An 18,869-nucleotide genomic window follows, 5' to 3' on the forward strand; every position below is an offset into this window, starting at 1 on the left:
GCCGCGGATGCGCTGGCCGTAGTTGTCGCCCACGTTGGAGGGGGCCTCGAACAGGGCCAGCTGGCTTGTCTTATTGGGGGCCTTGCTCACCGGGATGTCCTTTACATTGTGGCTATGCACGCCCTCCCAAAACTCGCGAATGATGGAGCCAGCAGTATAAGAGCCCGTGCTCACAGATGCAATTGGAGTAGTGGTTACATTTATTGTACCCATTGGGGATAGCCTGTTGCCGGCGATCGGTCGCTCCATGGTGCCGTTGGGCAGCTGCCAGCCCACGGCCAGGTTGTCGCCGCCGCCGCCCTCCAGGTGCAGGGCCTCGATGTAGTAGCGCTTGCCCGCCTCCAGGCTCACCCTGGCCGACTGCTGGGAGGCGTGCTTGTCCCACTCGCGGCTGTTGGTCCAGCTCTCTACGAAGGCGATGCGGCGCTTGGCGCCTGCCTCCTCGGAGGTGCTCAGGTAAAGCTCGGCCTTGTCGTCGGAGGCGATCCAGAAGGTGTACTGCCCGCTCACCGGCGCCGTCACGTAGCCGCGGATGCGCTGGCCGTAGTTGTCGCCCACGTTGGAGGGCGCCTCGAACAGGCTTAAGGTTGTCTGGCTACCTGGGGTACTGGCTGTTGGGATCTTGCTCAGGTCAGAACTGTGTACTCCGGCCCAAAACTCGCGTGTGATGGAGCCAGTGCCGGCAGGAGCCTGTGTCAGGGTAGGTGTAGCTATGGAAGTTTGTACCGAAACCTGCACATTGATGGCTGCAGATTGAGCAGACGCTCCTTGGTTGTCAAATGCTTTGGCTGTCAGGCGGTGGGTGCCAGCAGTGGCTTTGCTCCAGGTAAAGGTGTATGGTGCGCGAAGCGCCTCTCCAATCTTCGCTGTGCCCAGGTAAAACTCTACTTTTGCAATGCTGCCGTCAGCATCAGTGGCATTGGCCACAAGGGGTATGTTAGCGCCTAACACAAATGTTGCGTTGTCAGAAGGAGAGGTGAAGCTGATTTTAGGCTGCAGGTTTGCAGGGGCTGTAGTTCCTGAGCCACCGGGGCCAAGCTTCACACTGTGCCGCTGCAGCTTCTGTTGCCATCTGCCCAGTTCGTCTTTCTCAGACTGTACTGTAATTGGGTTTGGCAAATGTGTGTTGTTCTTGAAATCAGCATTCTGAGCGACCGAAACATCATTGCGGTTGTCTTTATACCCCCAGGCCACAATACCCACCACGTTATTGTCGATGGAGTTGGCGAAAGTAGTGTTCAGGTGATAATAGTCTTTGCTCCAAAGGCCTGAGGTATACATGTTGTACTTCGACCCGTTGCTGAAAGTAGCCGCGTTAATGGCTCTGTTGTGGTGGTAGCGGATGTTGTTGCCGCCGGCGATACCCATAGAGTAGTTGCCAAGCCCCACCAGGTGGTTCTCAAACGCCTCAATAAAAGCCGGGCAATCGTTTATACCTGCGTCACCGTCGGTAATAATACCGCCCCCGGAGTATTGCGTACCATTAGCACTGAAAGGAAAAGCACCCTGGATGTAGTTGTTATGGATACGGATAGGAGAGTCTATAGTACCGCGGGTGTTGTAGATGTTGATGTTATCCTCTACCAGCGATTTGTCTGCCTCATTCATCACTTCATTCCAGGCTATCTCTGCATTTCTGATTGCCCCCTTAAAGTTGAATTGAACAAACTGCGAATGCTCTTTAGCGCCACCATACACACGCCCATCGATGTTTTTGACGATGTTGTAACGAATGCGGATTGTTTCTTTCGTAGAACCGTCACCTTCGTAGCGCGTGCCGGCATAAATGCCTGCTGTGCTCTCCAGGTAGCAGTTTTCCACCACCAGGTTCTGAAAGTTATTCAATGTTACGAAACGACGCGGCTTCTTGTAGTTGCTGTAAGGGGTAGGCGTGAGACCATACCCCTTGGTGTGTCGCACCGTCAGGTTAGCAGAATAACCCCAGCTTTTGATCAGATACCCGGCACCGCGGATGCTTGAGTTCTCGATGATAACCGGCTCCGATGTCCGGATCTCTACGGCTGCCTCTTCTGAGTTCCTGGATTCCCAGTTACCGCTATAGGTTCCTCCCTTTGTAATAACCAAAGGGCCGCTGTAGCTCTGTGCCAGCGCGGATGATGTGAAACCCAAAAACAGGAAGAAAATAATGATTTGAGCGGACAAATTCCACCCAGCCCTGCTTTTGCAGAGCAAGTTTGATAATTTCATTTACTTCGGCTAAAAGTTGAAATTGTACTAATAAGGTGATTTATTACATTATTCTTAAGGGTAGGCATTCGTTGGCGCGACCGCAAACCCTAAGCAAAACAAGTAATATAATCGTTTGAAGTTGCTCTTTTTGTTAGAACTCTGATTATAAGTTATTGCAAATATAAAGATGTGATTTAAATAATAACCCTATACGTATAGGTATTTATGAAACAAAAAATAACTTTCAGGAATAATTATATGTCATTTTTTGATAAAACATTCTTTTAATCGTTCAAAAGGGAAATATAGTGCTCTTGAATAGGTTTCAAAAAAAAGAATTTTATTTGAAAAATTAAATTTTGTAGTTATAAGAGTCGTGTTGTTTAAATTGTATAAGCAGAGCAGATTAATTATGTGTGTCTCTTTGACTACTTAGTGCATAATAGGACTTAAGAGGTAAGAACGGATGCCTTCTAAGGTTATTGCATCTGAAGACAAAATAAATCAGCACGAGGTTATGTGTTGACAATAAGCAGGTTATGTGCTAGTTTGAGGTGAGGGCAAAAATAGCGTGCTCAAAATTAATTGAGGAGCAGCAAATCGTGCTTCAGAGAGCATTAGAAGGAATAGGGGTCAATTACGGGTAGGTGGTTTTAGTATTTGGGACCAGGTGTAATGCTGTGTCGCTTTAACTTCTGCTTCCAGCGCAAATACTCCCTCTCTTCCAGGTCTTTGGTGACGTCAGTTGCCAGGATGGTATTAGCAAAGGTATCGGCGGCCACAAAGGTGCTGTCCATGATCTCGTTGCGCCAGGTGCCATCCTTTCCCACAATGCCCAAGGTATTGTGGTGTATCTGGTTGGCAAAGGTGTTCCCTGTTTTGTAATAGTCCTTTGCCCAGACACCACTGGTCCAGAATGGATAGGGAGACTGGTCTTTGAAACAGGCTGCCACCAACGCACGATTATGGTGCATGTTAATGTTGTTGCCGCCGGCTATGCCTAAACAGTAATTGCCGAGGCCCACTAACTGGTTTTCATAAATAGCTATGTGAGCGGTGGCTTTCAGCGAGTCTGCCTCAGGGGAATCTGTAATGATGCCGCCGCCTGAATAGTTGGCATCGTGGACAGAAAGCGGGAAAGCCCCTTGTATGTAATTGTTGTGTATCTGGATAGGAGCGGTAGCGGTGCCTCTGGAATTGTATAAGCTGATGTTGTCCTCCACCGCTGATCTGCCCGGTTCGTTGATCACCTCGTTCCAGGAGATCTCGGCGTGCGGCACCTCCCCGCGGTAATTGAGCTGCACGAACTGTACCTTATCCTGCCCCTCAAAAACGCGCCCATCTATGTTCAGTACTTTGTTATACCGTATGCGGATGGTGTTTTCAGGGGTCTGATTTCCTACATAATCAACCCCTAGGTATATGCCGGCTGTATGCTCCAGGTAACAGTGCTCTACCACCACATTCCGGAAAACATCCACCGCCACAAAGCGTCGCGGCTTTTTATACTCCTTCCAAGGGGTTGGAGTGAGGCCATACCCCTCGGTGTGCCGCACAGTAATATCCGCTCCGTGGCCCCAGCTCTTAATCAGGTAACCTGCGCCCCGGATAACCGAGTGCTCAATAATCACAGGTTCTGAGGTGCGAATCTCAACCGCAGCAACTTCTGAGTCCCGGGATTCCCAGTTTCCGCTATAGGTGCCGCCCTGGGTAATAATAATGGGACCTTCAAAAGCCTTTTGAGGTGGCTCAGAAGCAAAAAAAGGTGTTTGCTGCCACAGGCTGAACACCGTAAAGGCAATAAGCACCAGCGCTGCCATGGCTAACCAACCTTTGGCAGCAGACGGGGAGAGGAATGCTATGGTATAACTGCCATGCATCTACTTTACCAAATACCCGATAATTCTGCGCGCATAGCCATTTGCCAGGTAATAGGGGATGTATGGCGGGGGACAGTTCTTCAGAGTGAAGCGGGTGAAATCACGAAGGTTTCCTCCGCCTTTAATGTCAAACAGGTGGTTGTAGAAGTTCTTGATGCTCTTGTTTTGCCTGTTTTTGCGCTCGCCACTTTCCTCGGGGTAGGTATAAAGCCTGGCGTCGTAGTTGCAGTACAGCTCAAAACCGTGGCGCAGGGCCGTATGCGTGAAATCGTAGTCCGCCACGTAGTGCGGGAACCTATCCTGATCGAACAAGCCAATCTTCTCGAACACCGCCTTCGGAATAAGAAGACCACGGCCTGGGAGCTGCGATACCTGGTGCAAGCCAACCTGTTGCTCTTTCGGAAGCTCCTGCAGCACATGGCGCACACTGTTGGTCTTAAAATCGATGATTTCACCGCCATAGGCTGGTTTACGGGTGGCGGCGTCCATCTCCAGTGCCCCAATAATGGCATCAGGTTTGGCGGCAATCCATTTGTAAGTGTTTTGGATGAAGTCGGGTGCTACCTCCAGGTCGTTGTTGAGCGTCATGACGTAGGAGGCGCCGGATTGCAAAGCATGCCGGATGCCGAGGTTCACGCTGGCGGTCCAGAAGAGGTTTCCCTCTGTTTTCAGCACGGTTACCTCCGGGAAGTCCTGGCGCAGCATTTCCGCCGTGCCGTCCGTGGAGCCGTCGTCCACCACGATTACTTTGTACTGCTGGTTGGTACCGCGTTGTAACGACTGCAGGCAGGCTTGGGTGAAATGCTTGCGGTTGAAAACAGGTATAACGATATAGATCATGTGATTGTAAAGACTTAGTTAAACAGTGAGTTCTTCAGGGCTTCGGCTTACCTGGGCGTATTTACTGTAGAACGCATGAATGTGTTGTGTTTTGCGCGACCAGGTTTGCGTTTTGGAAAAAGCATAGCCCGCTTGGCCCATCGCCCTACGTTGTGCCGGGTTGTCGTGCAGGTGCTCTACTGCGCGGGCAATAGCCTGTACTGTGGCCTCCGGGGTGCTGACAGGCACTTTGATACCGGCATCGTCGGGCACCAGGTTTTTGCCTCCGTGCAGGTCCAGGGTGATGATGGGCAAGCCATATGCCATGGATTCCAGGAACTGGGCAGCGCTGGAGTCGCGGAGGCTGCAGAACAGGAACAAGTCATTCCGGGTGTACTGCCGCTTGACTTCCTCCCAGGGCACCTGCCCTTTCCAGTCCACCTTACCCTGCAGCTTGTATTGCTCAATCCATTGGGGTATATAATCGTGCATGTGGCCGTCGCCAAGTACAGTTAACTCAAATGCAACATCCGGGCGCACCTGGCTCAAGGCCTCCAACACCAGCGGAAGCCCTTTGCGCGCAAACAATCGGCCTACCCACAGAATCTTCAGCACGGGCGCTTTCGGGCGTTCCGGGTATACCTCCGGGTAAAAGCTCTCCGGCAGGCTGGTGTCCAGGAACATCTGCGGATTGCGTGCTCCAAGCCCCTTGGCCATCTGGTATGTGTCTTCGTTGGTGGTGAGCACCAGCGAGGCGTGGCGCATGGTTTTGCGCACGTCTGGGTTCAGGGCCAGTAATACCTTGCTCGTCCAGGAACGGATTACCTCTATCCGCCACCAGTTGTAAAAATACCTTTTAAAAGCTTTGGGCGCTCCCTGGCCACCTCCGGCGGGGCCAAAGATCAACGGCTTGCGCAGGCGCCATAGGGCGGTGCCGAGCTGTAGGCTGCCGATCGTGGCATGGTGCACCAGGTCAAAATCAACCTCTTTGTCTAAGGCCTTGGCCTTGCGGTACGCATACTGCTGCCATGCAATGTAATGCAGGTAAAAACCCAGGTGGTACTCAAACGCTTTGTCGATGAGGCGCGGGACGTGCACAAACACAATGTGCAGGTTCGGAAGCTGGAGCCTTTCTACCTCTGCCTCGATGCTGGCCTTGCCTTCTATGGTAGTCAGGCACCATACCTCGTGGCCAAGCAAGGCGGTATTCAGCGCCCAGTTCCACCCGTTCCCCAGTTCTGTGCCCCGATGGGGCTCGCAGGCATACGCTGATAGAAGTATCTTCATGGATCTGCGGGGTTAAAGGCTGAAACTGAAGATGCTCTTTAGCTTGGCGCTTACCTTGTTGCGTAGCAGATAGTTGAAATTCCGCTTGTCCGATTCAATGTCGCGGATAACAAAGCGCGGATGCCGCAGCGGAAAAGCCATTTCCTGCTCCTGTACATAAGCATTCTTATCGTGCAGGTTAAAGGTATGGGTGGCGTCTTCGCCAAAGCCGATGTTACGCACCAGGTTAACCTCCGGGATGATACAAAGGCCGGAGTTGCTGTAAACGGTGAATTCCCATTGGTAGTCCCATACGTCGCCCTTCTGAATGTTGGCATAGGTTTTCTCTAGCTGGCCCAGGCGGTAGGCCTGCTCAAACTTGTTCAGGAAAAGGCCGTTGAGGTAGCCTTTCTCCTTTATTTCCGGATAACTCGCGATATTGAAGTCAAAGAGCTGCCAGGCGCGTCGCCAGGTGGCCCAACCCCAGGCATTCACCTTGTCGGAGAAGTAATAGGAGTAGTCCTGGTCGCGGCGCCAGCCGTTAAGGTAGTTGTTGCCGCTTACGTGCATGATGCGGGTATCGTGCTTGTAGCGCTCCAGCACCTCTTGGCAAAACCAGAAAAAGCTTTTGGAGGGCACACAGTCATCCTCCAGAATAATGCCGGTTTCCTCATGCTCAAAAAACCAGGAAATTGATTGGGAGGGAGCGATACCACAGCCTTGGTTCTGTTCGCGGAAAAGCGTTTTCACTTCGCAGTCCCAGTCCACCTGGTCGAGGATGCGGCGGGTTTCTTTGCAGCGTTCCTGGTCGGCGGCAACGTGTGGGCGCGGACCATCGGCGGCTACATAAAGTTTCTGTGGCCTCACTTGCCGAATGCGGTCAAAGACCTTCTGGGTGGTATGGGGCCTGTTAAATATGATCAACAACACCGGGGTGTGCAGTGGTTCTGTAGGAGTACTCATACAAGTAATAAGGGTTTGATATATTATAGTACTGCTATTCTCTGAAGAAGTTGTAGCTTATTTGTGCAAAAAAAGTTGGGACGCTGCGGCCTGCAACCGACGGGCGTGCAGGCGTTGGCCCGATAGGCGGATGAAGGATGGCGGAAGTACGCGCTCCTCCTCAATGGCGGCGATGCACCAGCCGAGCACCCCATAAAAAAACACGGGCAGCACATAAGAAACACCGAATACAAACCCGCTGCTGATAAACGAAACCAGTATGATCTGGTTAATGGTCAGGACGCGGGTGCGCATGGCTTTGATGATAGGGTATAGCGCCAGGAACAGGTATAGGATAAACCCTACCAGGCCGGCGTAAAAGAAAATCTCCACATAAAAGCTGTGGAAGTGGTGGCCGTTACCGTCCTCAAACACTGGGATATCCAGGTCGTCGCGGTAAAACTGTATGGGCAGCTCAAAGCCATCGAAGCGCATGCCCAGCAGAAAGTTTTCCTGGATGAAGGGCAGGTACGACATCCATTGCTGGTATCGCCAGCCACCCGTACCCTGGCTTTCAAAGTTTTCGATGTCGGAGAAGCTCTCCTGCACTTTCTCGATGATCTCGGGATGGATGGAAAGCACAAAGCCGCTGATGACTATACCCAGCACGGCCACAATGGTGGCGATAGGGAGCAGCTTGGTGACGAAGCTGATCGGTTTGTCGGTTTTCATGCGGATGAGCAGGTAGTATACTGCCAACACAAAAGCGGTGGAGATCCAAACGGTGCGGTGCTGAAAAAAGAAAATGGTGAACAGTACAAAGAAAGCCCAGAACAGGCTAACGAATTTCCCTTTGTAGAAATACTCACTCAGGAAAAACAGAAAAGGCACCACCAGCATGTATACCGAGGTAGAGTATACCCCGCGCTCATGGCTTGTGAAAGAGGAGATGCTAAGCGTATGCGGGTTGATAAGAAGCACGTTGAGCCAGAAACCTGCCATGATAAAGAAAACAGCATGCCCGAACTTTAAGTGATAAGAGCCTTTGTAGAACGTGTAGACAAAGTAGCTGTAATAGAAAATGAACACCTTCACGAACACGTGCGGGTAAATCATGAAGCTGCCGTATACGTATTTCGACTCAAACACCAGCGCCAGCACGTAAAGCGTGGTCAGGAAAAAGGCCAGCTTCATGAACTTGGACATGCGCCGGAAGTAGAGCAGGCAGTACACAAAGGAAATGCCGGCCATGCCTTTTACGATCAGGTTTAGCAGTGCGCCCTGGGCTTCTTCACTATTAGGCGCCATGAGTTCCACAAACATCTGGTCCATGATCAGGATGAGTGCCAGCGGAATCACAAACAAAAAACTATAGTTCAGTTTCATCGGTTGCTATTGGTTTACAGCCCGCACCCCCATCAGCGCATGCTCCTGCCGGATACGTGCAGTCGGTTGCAGCGGCTTTCCCATTATTTCAGCATAATATGCCAGGTGCTGCTCAATTATCACATTCTCGGAGTAGTTACCATACGCAAATGCATAGGCGTGCTCTAACAGGGTCTGGCGGAGGGCATCGTCGGAGAGAATTTTCAGCACTGCGTCAGCCATCTCCTCCACAGACTCCACATCGCATAAGAGGCCGGCCCGGCCCTGGTCAAGCAGGTAAGGCACGTAACCACTATGCTTGCCGCCTACAACCGGTGTTTTGGCCACCATCGCCTCTAGCAGCACCATCCCGAAAGACTCTTCCCGGGCGGGGTGCAGCAGCAAGGAGGCCGCCGCTATTTTATCCATTACCTGGTCGTGCGGTATAGCGCCGATAAAACGAACGCCCTGTGCTAAGTTATTGGCTTGGGCATACTGGTGCGCCAGACCCCCTTCCTCCGTTTCAGCGCCTACCAGGTGGTACTCCAGGTCTGGGTATTTTTTGCGGATGCTGGCAAAAGCCTGCAGCGCGGTACTGATGTTTTTTCGGTGCGAAAAACCCATGGCAACGGTTGTGATGTAGGGTTGCTTTTGCGCCGGGGTATGGAAACTCTGCTCGAAATCGGCTGGGAAGAAATTGTTGATGACACGCGCTTTTTTGCGTGTGCTGCGGTCTAGCAGGTTATAGGTATAGGTAGAGTTGGCCACAATGTGCTTTGCCCGCAACACTACCACGTAGTTCATCATCCAGCGTATCAGCCGGAACATGTCGCGGTGGTTGAGCAGGATCTGCCAGGCCACGTCGTGCAGGCAGACCGCCGTCGGGATGCCTGTAGCCTGCGCGGCCCAGGCAAACTCATACGACCAGAAAGCACTGATGAAGTCTGCAGGGTGCGCCTGGATCAGCTCCTTCATCTCCCGGATCTCGAAGCGGTAAAAGCGCCGGCCGGGCTGGGGTTTCTGCCTTCCTATACATACCTTCAGTTGTTTTCCTTCATAAACGAGCGGTTCCGATATGGTGCTTGAGTTAGTGTAAGCAATTACGTTATAGCCTCGTTTAAGCAGCGCATTGATAAATTGTGAGGTTAGCGGGAAGGCATTCGTTTCCGGAAAATCGCTTCCTTTCAATTCCCAATCCAATAGCTTCAGGTCAACGGGGCCGCATACTCCTATAGTCATAGTGATAGTCTTTGTGCACTTGCAGGAGCCCGTATCAGGCTTCCTTCAAGATGTGGGTTCGGTACTTGTGTATTATCTTGTTATAAGGGTTGTTCTCGTTATTGCCAAGGCCAACGCGCTGCAGAACGGTACGCAATTCGATCCGCAACAGTTTGTGCGGAAACAAGAGCGTCAGGAGCAACAGCAGCACAGCGCCCGTGGCTACCTGTGCTGTAAGGATAGCCCATGCCGGCAGTTCGGTACTACGCAGCAACGTGCTCACCAGATAAATGCCAGCCGCCACCAGCAGTCCGTTCATAACCCCAGGCACGTAAATAGAGAGCTGCTTCCGGTACTGCAAGTGCAATATCTGGTGCATTACCCGTTGGTACATGCCTATACGTACAAGCTCTCCTAAAAAGATAGCCCCGGCAAAGCCAACTAGTCCATATCCGCGCAGCAGGTAAAAAAACACACATATTGCCACGATAAAAACCGCCGTGAGCTTAATCTTGATGTTTAGAACGGCTTTGGCATCGCACACAATACCGGCAAACATGGTAATGAAGCTGAGCGGGATGGCCAGGCTGAGCACTTGCAGCACCGGCACTGAGTCGCCCCACTGCTCGCCCAGCAACAGCCGGACAATCTCGGGGGCCGCCACCATGATGCCCATACAGGCAGGTATCACGATGGCGGCCAGCAACGTGATGCTGGAGAGGTATACCCGGCCAAGCTTCTGAACGTCATTCTGGATCTTACTGAATGAGGGGAAAATGACTTTGGTAAGCGTGCGCGTGAGCATGTACATAGGCAGGTTAACCAGCATGTAGGCCCTGTTATAAATACCCAGGCTGTAGGAGCCCAGTACGCGGCCAATCAGAATGGTGCCCATCTCCTGGTGCAGAAACTCCATAAAGCTGATGAACGACATTTTGCTGCCGTAGTTAAACAAGGGCCTGTAGGGCTCCCACTGAAACAGGAACAGCACGTTGTGTCGGATAAAGAGGTATGAGCCCAATGCCATCAGCGTGGCTTGTGCCAAAGAGGCGTAAACCAAACTCCACACCCCGAAATCGAGGTAAGCCAGCACCACACCCACGCCCAGGTAGGAGATCACGTAAGATGCAGTCTCCAGGATGCTGACGTTTTTGAAGAGCATGTTTCGCTCCAGCAAACTCACTGAGGTAGCCGACAGTCCGTTGATCAGGAAAGAAATCGCCATGACCCGCACAATAGGGGCCACGTCGGGGTTCTCAAAAAAATCAGCGGCAAGCGGAGCCAGAAACCATGTTAGGACGGTGAAAAACGCACCGAGCAGTGCAGAAGACGTAAAGGCAGCCCGGATGTTTTCCTGGCTTAGCTCTTCTTTTTGCACAATGGCCTTGTTCAGGCCTAGGTTTGCAAAATAAGCTCCAAAGCGGAGAATGACGCTGGAAATCGCGATGAGACCGAAAGCCTCTGGTGCCAGCAGGCGGGCCATTGCCGAGGTATAGCCGATTTGCATTACGGCGTTCGCCACAGTGGCCGCCGACCCCCATTTCAATCCACTAACAGCTTTAGAGGCGATGTTTTTACTCATGTAAGGTAATCAAAGGGCTTTAAAAAAGGAGCTGAACAAACAGATGCACCAGCTCCTTTGGAAATTTAGTAGCAGATAGCGTATTCGGCTAAGCGTAATAATAGCTGCCTTTTTTCTTGTAGCCGTACTCGTATGTTTTGTTGTAGTTCAGGTCGTTGATAACGGTGAAGATGTTCTTTAGCTTCTTGTCGGCATACAACTCGTTCACTTGGCTCAGCATGTTGCGGTCGGTGTACTTGTGCTTCACCACATACAGGTTCACATCCATGTGCTGCATCAGCACGAAGTACTCAGACACAAACCCGATCGGAGGGGTATCGATCACCACGTAGTCATACTGCTCTTTCAGCTGTTCTATCAACATATGCATCTTAGGCTGCTCCAGCAACTGCACCGCACTGTTCGGGATAGGGCCACACGAGATGATATCCAGGTTTTCGACCTCTGTTTGCTGCACTACATCCTCCAGTTGCAGGTCTGAAGACAGGAAAGAGGAAAGCCCCTTTGCCTCGGATACGTTGAAGTACAGCCCAAATGTTGGTTTGCGCATATCAGACTCGATCAGAATTACACGCTTACCCGACAGGGCAAGCTCAGAGCTGAGGTTAACGGAACAGAAAGTTTTTCCTTCGCCCGATACTGATGAAGTTACTCCCAGCACTTTGAATTCCTTATTTGCCATCAGGTACTGCAAGTTAATGCGCAGGGACCTGAAGGACTCAGCGATGGCTGAGCGTGGGTTGTTAAGCACAGCCAGCTTCTGGCCTTTGTCGCCATGCGCCACCACACCCAGGAAAGGAATATTGGTGATGTTGCTCAGGTCCTCTTTTCCTTGTATGGTGTTATCGGCATTGCTCATCAGCACGATCAGTCCGGCAGGTATGGCTAAACCGAGCATCAGTGCCAGCAGGTAAATCATCTTGGGCTTTACATTCACCGGTGCATTGCCGTTCATAGAGGCATGGTCTACAATCTTTTTGTCGGTGGTGTTGGTGGCTAGCGATATGGCTGCCTCTGCGCGTTTCTCCAGCAAAAAGTCATACTTCTTGTCGATGAAGTCTGATTGGCTCTGCAGGTCGGTCAGGCGGCGCTCGTTCTCCGGCATCTGAGCAATGGCGCCCTCTATTTTGGTGATGCGATCGTTTGCGTCCGCAATGGAGATATCAGCAGAACGGATCAGGTTCTTGAGGTTGGCTTCGATGGCTTTACGCGTGCTGTTGATCTCGCTTTCCAGCTTCACCAGCTTCGGATTGTTTTCCGTGGCATTCACCTGTATACCCGCCTTCTCCTTGTTGAGCTCTGATAGTTGGATGAACAGGGTGCTGAGGATCGGGTTCTGGATGCCGGCTACAGAAGGAGACACTGACTGGGCAATGCCGTTTCCGTTCTGTACCTGGTCTAGTATCGTCTGGAAATAGGCCTTATCGGTCTTGAGCTTCGCCTTTTCAGACTCTAGCGCCGAAAGTTTCTCAAAATTGATGTTAGACTGCATGCCCACATCCGAGATGCGCTTGTTAGAGCGGAAAGAAGACAGGGCCTGCTTGCTCTGGTTAAGCGAGTCTGAGAGCGAGGCCAACTGGCTGTCGATAAACTCAAGGGTTTTCTGTCCGTTCTTGTTTTTCTCCTCTAAGTCGTTGGCCACGTACTCTGCCAGCAAGGTGTTCAGGAAGTTTGTCTGCTTCTCCGGGATACTTCCCTTTGATTTGACCAGCAGCATCCGTGACTCACGCTCGATAGGGCTCACCTGAAGTGTTCTTTTATATTGCCCCACCAGGCTGCTCAGGCTGTTCACCACGAAATAGTACTTTTTGCCCGGAGCCAAGTCAGCTGTATTGCCGCGCTCCAGGGTAAAGTTCATGTACTTGTCACGGTATGGTTCGCCAAACTTCAGCACTTTCGTGAATTTCACCTCCGGCAGTGACTCTACGATGGTATGGTTGCCCAGATTGTAACGGGCCACATCTTCGCCCTCGGCAGTCAGTTCGTATTCTTTGTCGTTGAGCACGCGCACCTGCAACGGCAAGTCGACCAACTGGAAAGAGCCTGAGTCGAGTTTTACGGTATAGGGAACCGCCTCATACTGCTCCTCCACAATCATGTTGCCGAGGTTGTTCAACCAATGGTCGGTTACTTTGTAATAGGCCACGGTATAGTCGAGTTTACGTAGCGCCTGCTTCACCATCTCATCAGACTGCAGTAAGCCAATCTCGTCCTCAACCTTAATGCCTTTGCTTTGCACCTGAAGTACTTCCAGTAATTCCTGCGCTTTTTTAGAGCCTGTCTGCTGGTCGCCGAGCAGCAGGGTGGCACTGAATTCATATACCCGTGGCGATGTTTTTACATAAACATATGCTGCTGCCAGGGCTAAGAGCGTAAATGCTAGAAAAAGGTACCAATTGGACCTGAATTTGAACAACCAGCTTTTTATATCAATCTCGTGTTCTTTCTTATTTCGTTTCATTCTTCTTTATTTCACAAAAAAGTTAACCAACAATGCTGCCGTAGAAATCACTCCTAATACTGCGCTCACAACCACCAGGTTGTCACGCTTTAGTTGTGTGTTGCGAGGCTCTACATACAACACGTCGTTGGGCTTCAGGTAATAATATTTTGATTGTACGAGGTTAGGGTCGGTCAGGTCTACCAGCACTACATCGGAGCCCTCGGGCGTCTGGCGAATGAGCTTTACATTTTGGCGGTTGGCCCCCTTGGTCAGGTCCCCGGCCATACCTAAGCCCTCCAGGAGGTTTGCCCGCTCGTTGTATACATAAAAGTAACCGGGCTTGGCTACCTCCCCTAATACGCTGATCTTGAAGCTGATCAGTTTTGCGATAACAGTGGCATCGTTTATATAACGACTCAGGCCACGCTGGATCAGGTCCTGGGCTTGCCCTGTCGTGAGGCCGGCTACTTTCAGCTTACCTACCGTTGGCAGGTTAATGTTACCTTCATCGTCAATTGAATAGCCACTCAGGAACATGCTGCCTGGGTCGGCCACACCGAATGCACTGGAGGGGTTGGTGATGTTGAACAAATCGGACATCTCCGGGTCTACGCTCAGCACTTTGATGGAGATTACATCATTAGCCTGCAGTTTGTAAGTGTCGTAAGGGGTGTTGAAGGAGGTAGGGGTCTGCTCTTTCAGGTTGTTGTTTTGCATATATACCAGCTCCTTTTTTGTAAGGCACGAGGTAGTGGTCACAAGCAGAAACAGGAGAAAATAACTTATACTTCTCATTTTTAGCAATTAAGGGTGAAATCTGGGCATGCACACGAAGTTGTGTGCTGATAACGGATACTATACGGGTTAACAACAATGACAGGTGTCAAAAATTTGTTTAGGCATATATACTTTTACTTGACTAAAAGGATACTGATTTGGAAAAATTATTTTGCAGAATGTATCCTGCGTTTTCTCCCTCAGGCGATACGCTTTACAACAAGGTGAGGTATGTTGTTGACAATGAGGAGACAATTACTGAAAGTGTATCAGCCTTTCATGAAAGCCACTGAGTTAATTGCTGCGGGAAAGGCTGTAAAAAATTGTGCTGTTTTGGAAAGAAGCGGGAAAGTAGTGAGCTCCGGGGCTTTGCAATTATAGCAAAATCTGGCTAACCTAGCGGCTGTTTATCGGCGGGGTTAAAGTTCGATGGGTTATGATGCAGGGAAGGAGTGAGGCTGTTATGAGCAGTTGCAAAAAGCAATTAAAAAAGCCATTTACAGGTTACCGTGGAGAATAACACTGAAAATGGCTCACACTTTGGCTAAAAAGTCTTCTATATCTGAGGACTACTCAATCCAGCGGGTGCGGCGCTGGCGAGCAGGTGCTTCCACAACTGGCTTAGCGCGTTGCTGCTGCATCCGCACTACATCTTTCGGGTGTCTGATCAGTTGCTGGGCATATCCATCCATGTGCTCTAAAATGGCTCCTTTCAGCTTCCAACCCTGAGGTATAAAGCTGGCTACTTCAGATGCTAATACTTCTAATGTAGGGGCGATGATGATGTTGTATTCCATGTAACTATTTCTTTACGATAAGGCTAAGTTAAGGAATATTAACATATGTTGTATGCCGTTGCTACGAAAAAAATAATATTTTGGCTAAAAACACCTAAAATTTGATAGATAAGCCTGATTTTTTGATCAAATAATAATTTTATACACGTTAAAAAATTGTTTTAATAAAAAAACAATAAGATTGTTGCGATGAGCTGTCAACTGTCTAGCCTTTTATGGGGTTCAAATAAAGGTTTTATCATAAAATTATTTAAAGTGCTAAAAGTTAACTGATTGCATCTTTCTAATCTAAGTTTTTTAGCGATTTATGGCGTTTAAGCGCCTCGATGTAATAGTAGTCGCCATAGGTGAGCGGCACATCTACTTCAGTGCCAGCAGGCAAGTGCCCAACACCGTGCAGCAATACAAAACCGCCGTTAGTACCCGGTGCTGCCCTGTAAGTTTCAGAGGAGAGGCTTCGGAGGATGGTTTCGGCTGCCTGGGTATAAGTGGCCGCCTGTGCAGGACTGACATAGCTGCGCAACTCCAGCAAGGCAGACGCAACTATGGAGGCTGCCGAAGCATCGCGGAGAGCATCCGGTATACCGGGGGCATTAAAATCCCAGTATGGCACTCTGTCAGCTGGCAAGTTAGGGTGAGTTAGTATAAAGTCGGCAATGCGCTGCGCCTGTTGTAGGTACTTGTCGTCTTCTGTTTCGCGGTAGGCAGCCACATACCCATACAGGCCCCAAGCCTGTCCTCGAGCCCACGCCGACTCGTCAGCCGCTCCCTGAGCGGTTTTCCGTTGCTGCACAGCGCCCGTCACAGGGTTGTAGTTTACAACATGGTAAGAGCTATGGTCGGGTCTGAAATGGTTTTGCAGCGAAGTGTTGGCATGCGTCACAGCAATGTCATAATATGAGGAGTCGCCGGTAACTTCTGTGGCCCAGAAAAGCAGCTCCAGGTTCATCATATTATCAATGATCACCACAAAATCGCCTGGAGCAGAGTCCCAGGAGCGGATGGCCCCAACCGCAGGGTTAAACCGGGTAGCGAGTGATTTGGCGCTATTCAGCAGAACCTGCCTGTAAGCCGGCTTCGGAGCCAGCCGGTTCGCGTGCCCGTAACTGTCGAACATCATGAAGCCCAAGTCATGGGTGCGGGTATTGTACTGTTCCTTCTCCAGCAAGGCCAGCGTGCGGAGGGCTTCCTGGTAGAGCGCGGAATCGCCGGTTTCCTCGAAGAGGTATAGCAGGGAGCCGGGGTAGAATCCGCTTGTCCACCACTCCGAAGCACTGGTTTCCAGGCTATCGTCGGCAGCGTGATAGGTTTTCGGCAACCTGCCCGCTGGCAACCGGGACATGAGTACCTTATACTGCGCAGCGGCATCGCGCAGCAGCGCATCCTCGTTTAATGTATTGTTCGCGCGCGTACTCACCGATTCCGGGGCGGTTTGATTAGAGCTGCTGGTGCGGCAGCCGGCAGAGAGGAAAAGGCTGCCGAGCAGGGCAGCAATGCTAAAGAACTTTGATGGCATAGCGAAGGCTTCGTGTGGTTTGATAAAATTTAAGGCATGGAAAGAACTGGGGCGAACCTGGCTCACTTTGGTATGCAAGGAACTGTTGAGCAAGGCTAACCAATAGCAAAACTCAATATACTGTTTTCTAGAAGCTTTGCGCAGGCGCAAGTGCTTTTTTTGATGATCAGCCTGTACAAACCCGGCAAAGACAAGGGCAGGAGCGTAGCACATTTCCGCCTATCTTTTATTAATTTGCCTCAAACCGTAATACTGAGCACATGACCTATAGCGAAAAATTGGCTGCCATCCGCAGCCAGATGAAGGGAGAAGGGATAGCTGCATACATTATTCCCTCTGCAGACCCACACATCAGCGAGTACCTTCCGGACAGATACAAATGCATTGAGTTTGCCTCGGGCTTTTCCGGCTCGGCGGGCACTTTAGTGATAACCGAGGACTTTGCAGGGCTCTGGACCGATGCCCGCTACTTTGTACAGGGAAAAGAGCAGTTAGCTGGCTCTGGGTATGAACTGGTGCCGCTGCAGCAGCAGCACGCGCCCGAGTACATCAGCTGGTTGGCGGATCGCTTGCCCGATGGGGCCACTGTGGCGTTTGATGCAAAGCTTATCTCGGTGGGGCTGGCCCAACTGCTGGAGCAGCACTTTAGCCCAATGGGCATCAAACTGAACAGCGACCGTGACTACCTGGACCCTATCTGGACAAACCGGCCTGCGCTGCCTGCGGCTCCCGCTTTTTTAGTGAGCGAAGACACGGTGGGGGAATCTCTCCACAGCAAGCTGGCAAGGCTGCGCGCTGCGCTCAAAATGCAGCGGGCAGAGTATCACCTTATTTCCTCGCTCGACGATATGGCCTGGTTGTTCAACATGCGGGGCGCCGATGTGAAGTGTAACCCGGTGGTCTTGAGCTTCGCGCTCATCAGCCAGGACAAGGCCATGCTTTTCGCTAACGCCACGAAGTTCAACGCCGAAGACCAGCAACAACTGGCGGCGGCAGGCGTGGAGTTAGAACCATACGACCTGATTGAGAAGGCTATCACGAACATACCTCCCGGTGCCAGCATTTTCATCGATCCTAAGCGCAATTGCTATGCTTTATATAAAGAGTTGCCTAAATCTGTGCGGGTGATTCAGGATACCAACCCAACCACATTCTTCAAAGCCATCAAAAATGAGGTGGAGGTAGCGAACACTCGCAAAACCATGGTGAAAGATGGCGTTGCCCTTACGCGCTTCTTTAAGTGGCTGGAGGAGAACATTGGCAAAACCCAGATCACGGAATTATCTGTGGCCGACAAGGTGCAGGCGTTCCGGGCCGAGCAGGAGGGCTTCGTTGGCGAGAGCTTCGACACGATTGCCGGCTACAAAGCGCATGGGGCCCTGCCACATTACCGCGTCACCGAGGAAAGCAATGCCACCCTTGAGCCAAACGGACTTTTTCTGCTGGACTCGGGCGGGCAGTACAAGACCGGCACCACCGATATCACCCGTGTGGTTTCGTTGGGCAACCTGACCGAGGAGGAGCGGGTGGATTATACGCTCGTGCTGAAAGGAATGATTGACGGTTCCACGGCCCGCTTCCCGAAAGGTACCCACGGCTACCAAATCGACGCCATCACGCGCAAACCACTCTGGGACCATGCCCGCAATTATGGCCACGGTACCGGGCATGGAGTGGGTTTCTTCCTGAACGTGCACGAAGGGCCCCATGTGCTGAACCCATCGCCCACAGCGGTAGACATTGAGTTGGGTATGATTTCTTCCGTGGAGCCAGGGATTTACCGCGCAGGCAGGCACGGCATCCGAATCGAGAACCTGGTACTAACGGTGCAGGATGAGCAAAACGAGTTTGCCGAGTTCTATACCTTTGAGCACCTGACACTGGCCCTGATCGACACAACCCCGGTAAAAAAGGAAATGCTTGAAGCGCACCAAGTCAAATGGCTGAATGACTACAACCAGCAGGTAGTGGCGCAGCTTGGGCCGCACCTGGCTGAAAGCGAACTTACCTGGCTGAAGGAAAAAGCCAAAGCCATTTAATATTGCTCGGCCAAATTGCTTTAACATCACCGGAT

General features: G+C 51.2%; 13 protein-coding genes. 1 reads left to right on the top strand and 12 read right to left on the bottom strand.

Going from position 1 to position 18,869, the window contains the following annotated elements:
• From ACXYMU_RS18585 to ACXYMU_RS18640, 12 genes are all read right to left on the bottom strand, one after another.
• A partial coding sequence (locus ACXYMU_RS18585; protein WP_458987918.1) for an Ig-like domain-containing protein occupies window positions 1-2,208 on the bottom strand: 2,208 nt, incomplete at its 3' end.
• A gap of 635 nt (window positions 2,209-2,843) precedes the next feature.
• Window positions 2,844-4,070: a right-handed parallel beta-helix repeat-containing protein gene (locus ACXYMU_RS18590; protein WP_458987919.1), complete on the bottom strand. Its 1,227-nt coding sequence runs from the start codon at window positions 4,068-4,070 to the stop codon at window positions 2,844-2,846.
• Entirely contained in the window at window positions 4,071-4,910 is an 840-nt protein-coding gene (locus tag ACXYMU_RS18595; protein WP_458987920.1) for a glycosyltransferase family 2 protein, read from the bottom strand.
• Window positions 4,911-4,928: 18 nt separating this feature from the next.
• Entirely contained in the window at window positions 4,929-6,176 is a 1,248-nt protein-coding gene (locus ACXYMU_RS18600) for a glycosyltransferase family 4 protein (protein ID WP_458987921.1), read from the bottom strand.
• Window positions 6,177-6,188: 12 nt separating this feature from the next.
• Window positions 6,189-7,118 (bottom strand): nucleotide-diphospho-sugar transferase, encoded by a 930-nt coding sequence (locus ACXYMU_RS18605; RefSeq protein ID WP_458987922.1) that lies wholly within the window; start codon window positions 7,116-7,118, stop codon window positions 6,189-6,191.
• 57 nt (window positions 7,119-7,175) lie between these two features.
• Window positions 7,176-8,483: an O-antigen ligase family protein gene (locus ACXYMU_RS18610; RefSeq protein WP_458987923.1), complete on the bottom strand. Its 1,308-nt coding sequence runs from the start codon at window positions 8,481-8,483 to the stop codon at window positions 7,176-7,178.
• A 6-nt stretch (window positions 8,484-8,489) separates the two neighbouring features.
• Window positions 8,490-9,701 (bottom strand): glycosyltransferase family 4 protein, encoded by a 1,212-nt coding sequence (locus ACXYMU_RS18615; protein ID WP_458987924.1) that lies wholly within the window; start codon window positions 9,699-9,701, stop codon window positions 8,490-8,492.
• Between the two features lie 34 nt (window positions 9,702-9,735).
• Window positions 9,736-11,262: a lipopolysaccharide biosynthesis protein gene (locus ACXYMU_RS18620; RefSeq protein WP_458987925.1), complete on the bottom strand. Its 1,527-nt coding sequence runs from the start codon at window positions 11,260-11,262 to the stop codon at window positions 9,736-9,738.
• 88 nt (window positions 11,263-11,350) lie between these two features.
• A complete protein-coding gene (locus tag ACXYMU_RS18625; protein WP_458987926.1) occupies window positions 11,351-13,723 on the bottom strand; it encodes a GumC family protein in 2,373 nt (790 codons plus the stop codon).
• A gap of 6 nt (window positions 13,724-13,729) precedes the next feature.
• The gene (locus ACXYMU_RS18630) at window positions 13,730-14,422 is read right to left on the bottom strand and encodes a polysaccharide biosynthesis/export family protein (protein ID WP_458987927.1); all 693 of its coding nucleotides are present in this window, start codon (window positions 14,420-14,422) and stop codon (window positions 13,730-13,732) included.
• A 629-nt stretch (window positions 14,423-15,051) separates the two neighbouring features.
• Window positions 15,052-15,279, bottom strand: a complete 228-nt coding sequence (locus ACXYMU_RS18635) for a hypothetical protein (RefSeq protein WP_458987928.1) — start codon at window positions 15,277-15,279, stop codon at window positions 15,052-15,054.
• 283 nt (window positions 15,280-15,562) lie between these two features.
• Entirely contained in the window at window positions 15,563-16,795 is a 1,233-nt protein-coding gene (locus tag ACXYMU_RS18640; RefSeq protein WP_458987929.1) for a glycoside hydrolase family 88 protein, read from the bottom strand.
• Window positions 16,796-17,055: 260 nt separating this feature from the next.
• Between ACXYMU_RS18640 and ACXYMU_RS18645 the strand changes: the two genes are divergently transcribed.
• Window positions 17,056-18,834 carry an aminopeptidase P family protein gene (locus tag ACXYMU_RS18645; RefSeq protein ID WP_458987930.1) on the top strand — a complete coding sequence of 593 codons (1,779 nt, stop codon included), beginning with the start codon at window positions 17,056-17,058 and terminating at the stop codon, window positions 18,832-18,834.
• The last annotated feature ends 35 nt before the right edge of the window (window positions 18,835-18,869 follow it).

It is taken from the genome of Pontibacter sp. CAU 1760 (genome assembly GCF_054482735.1).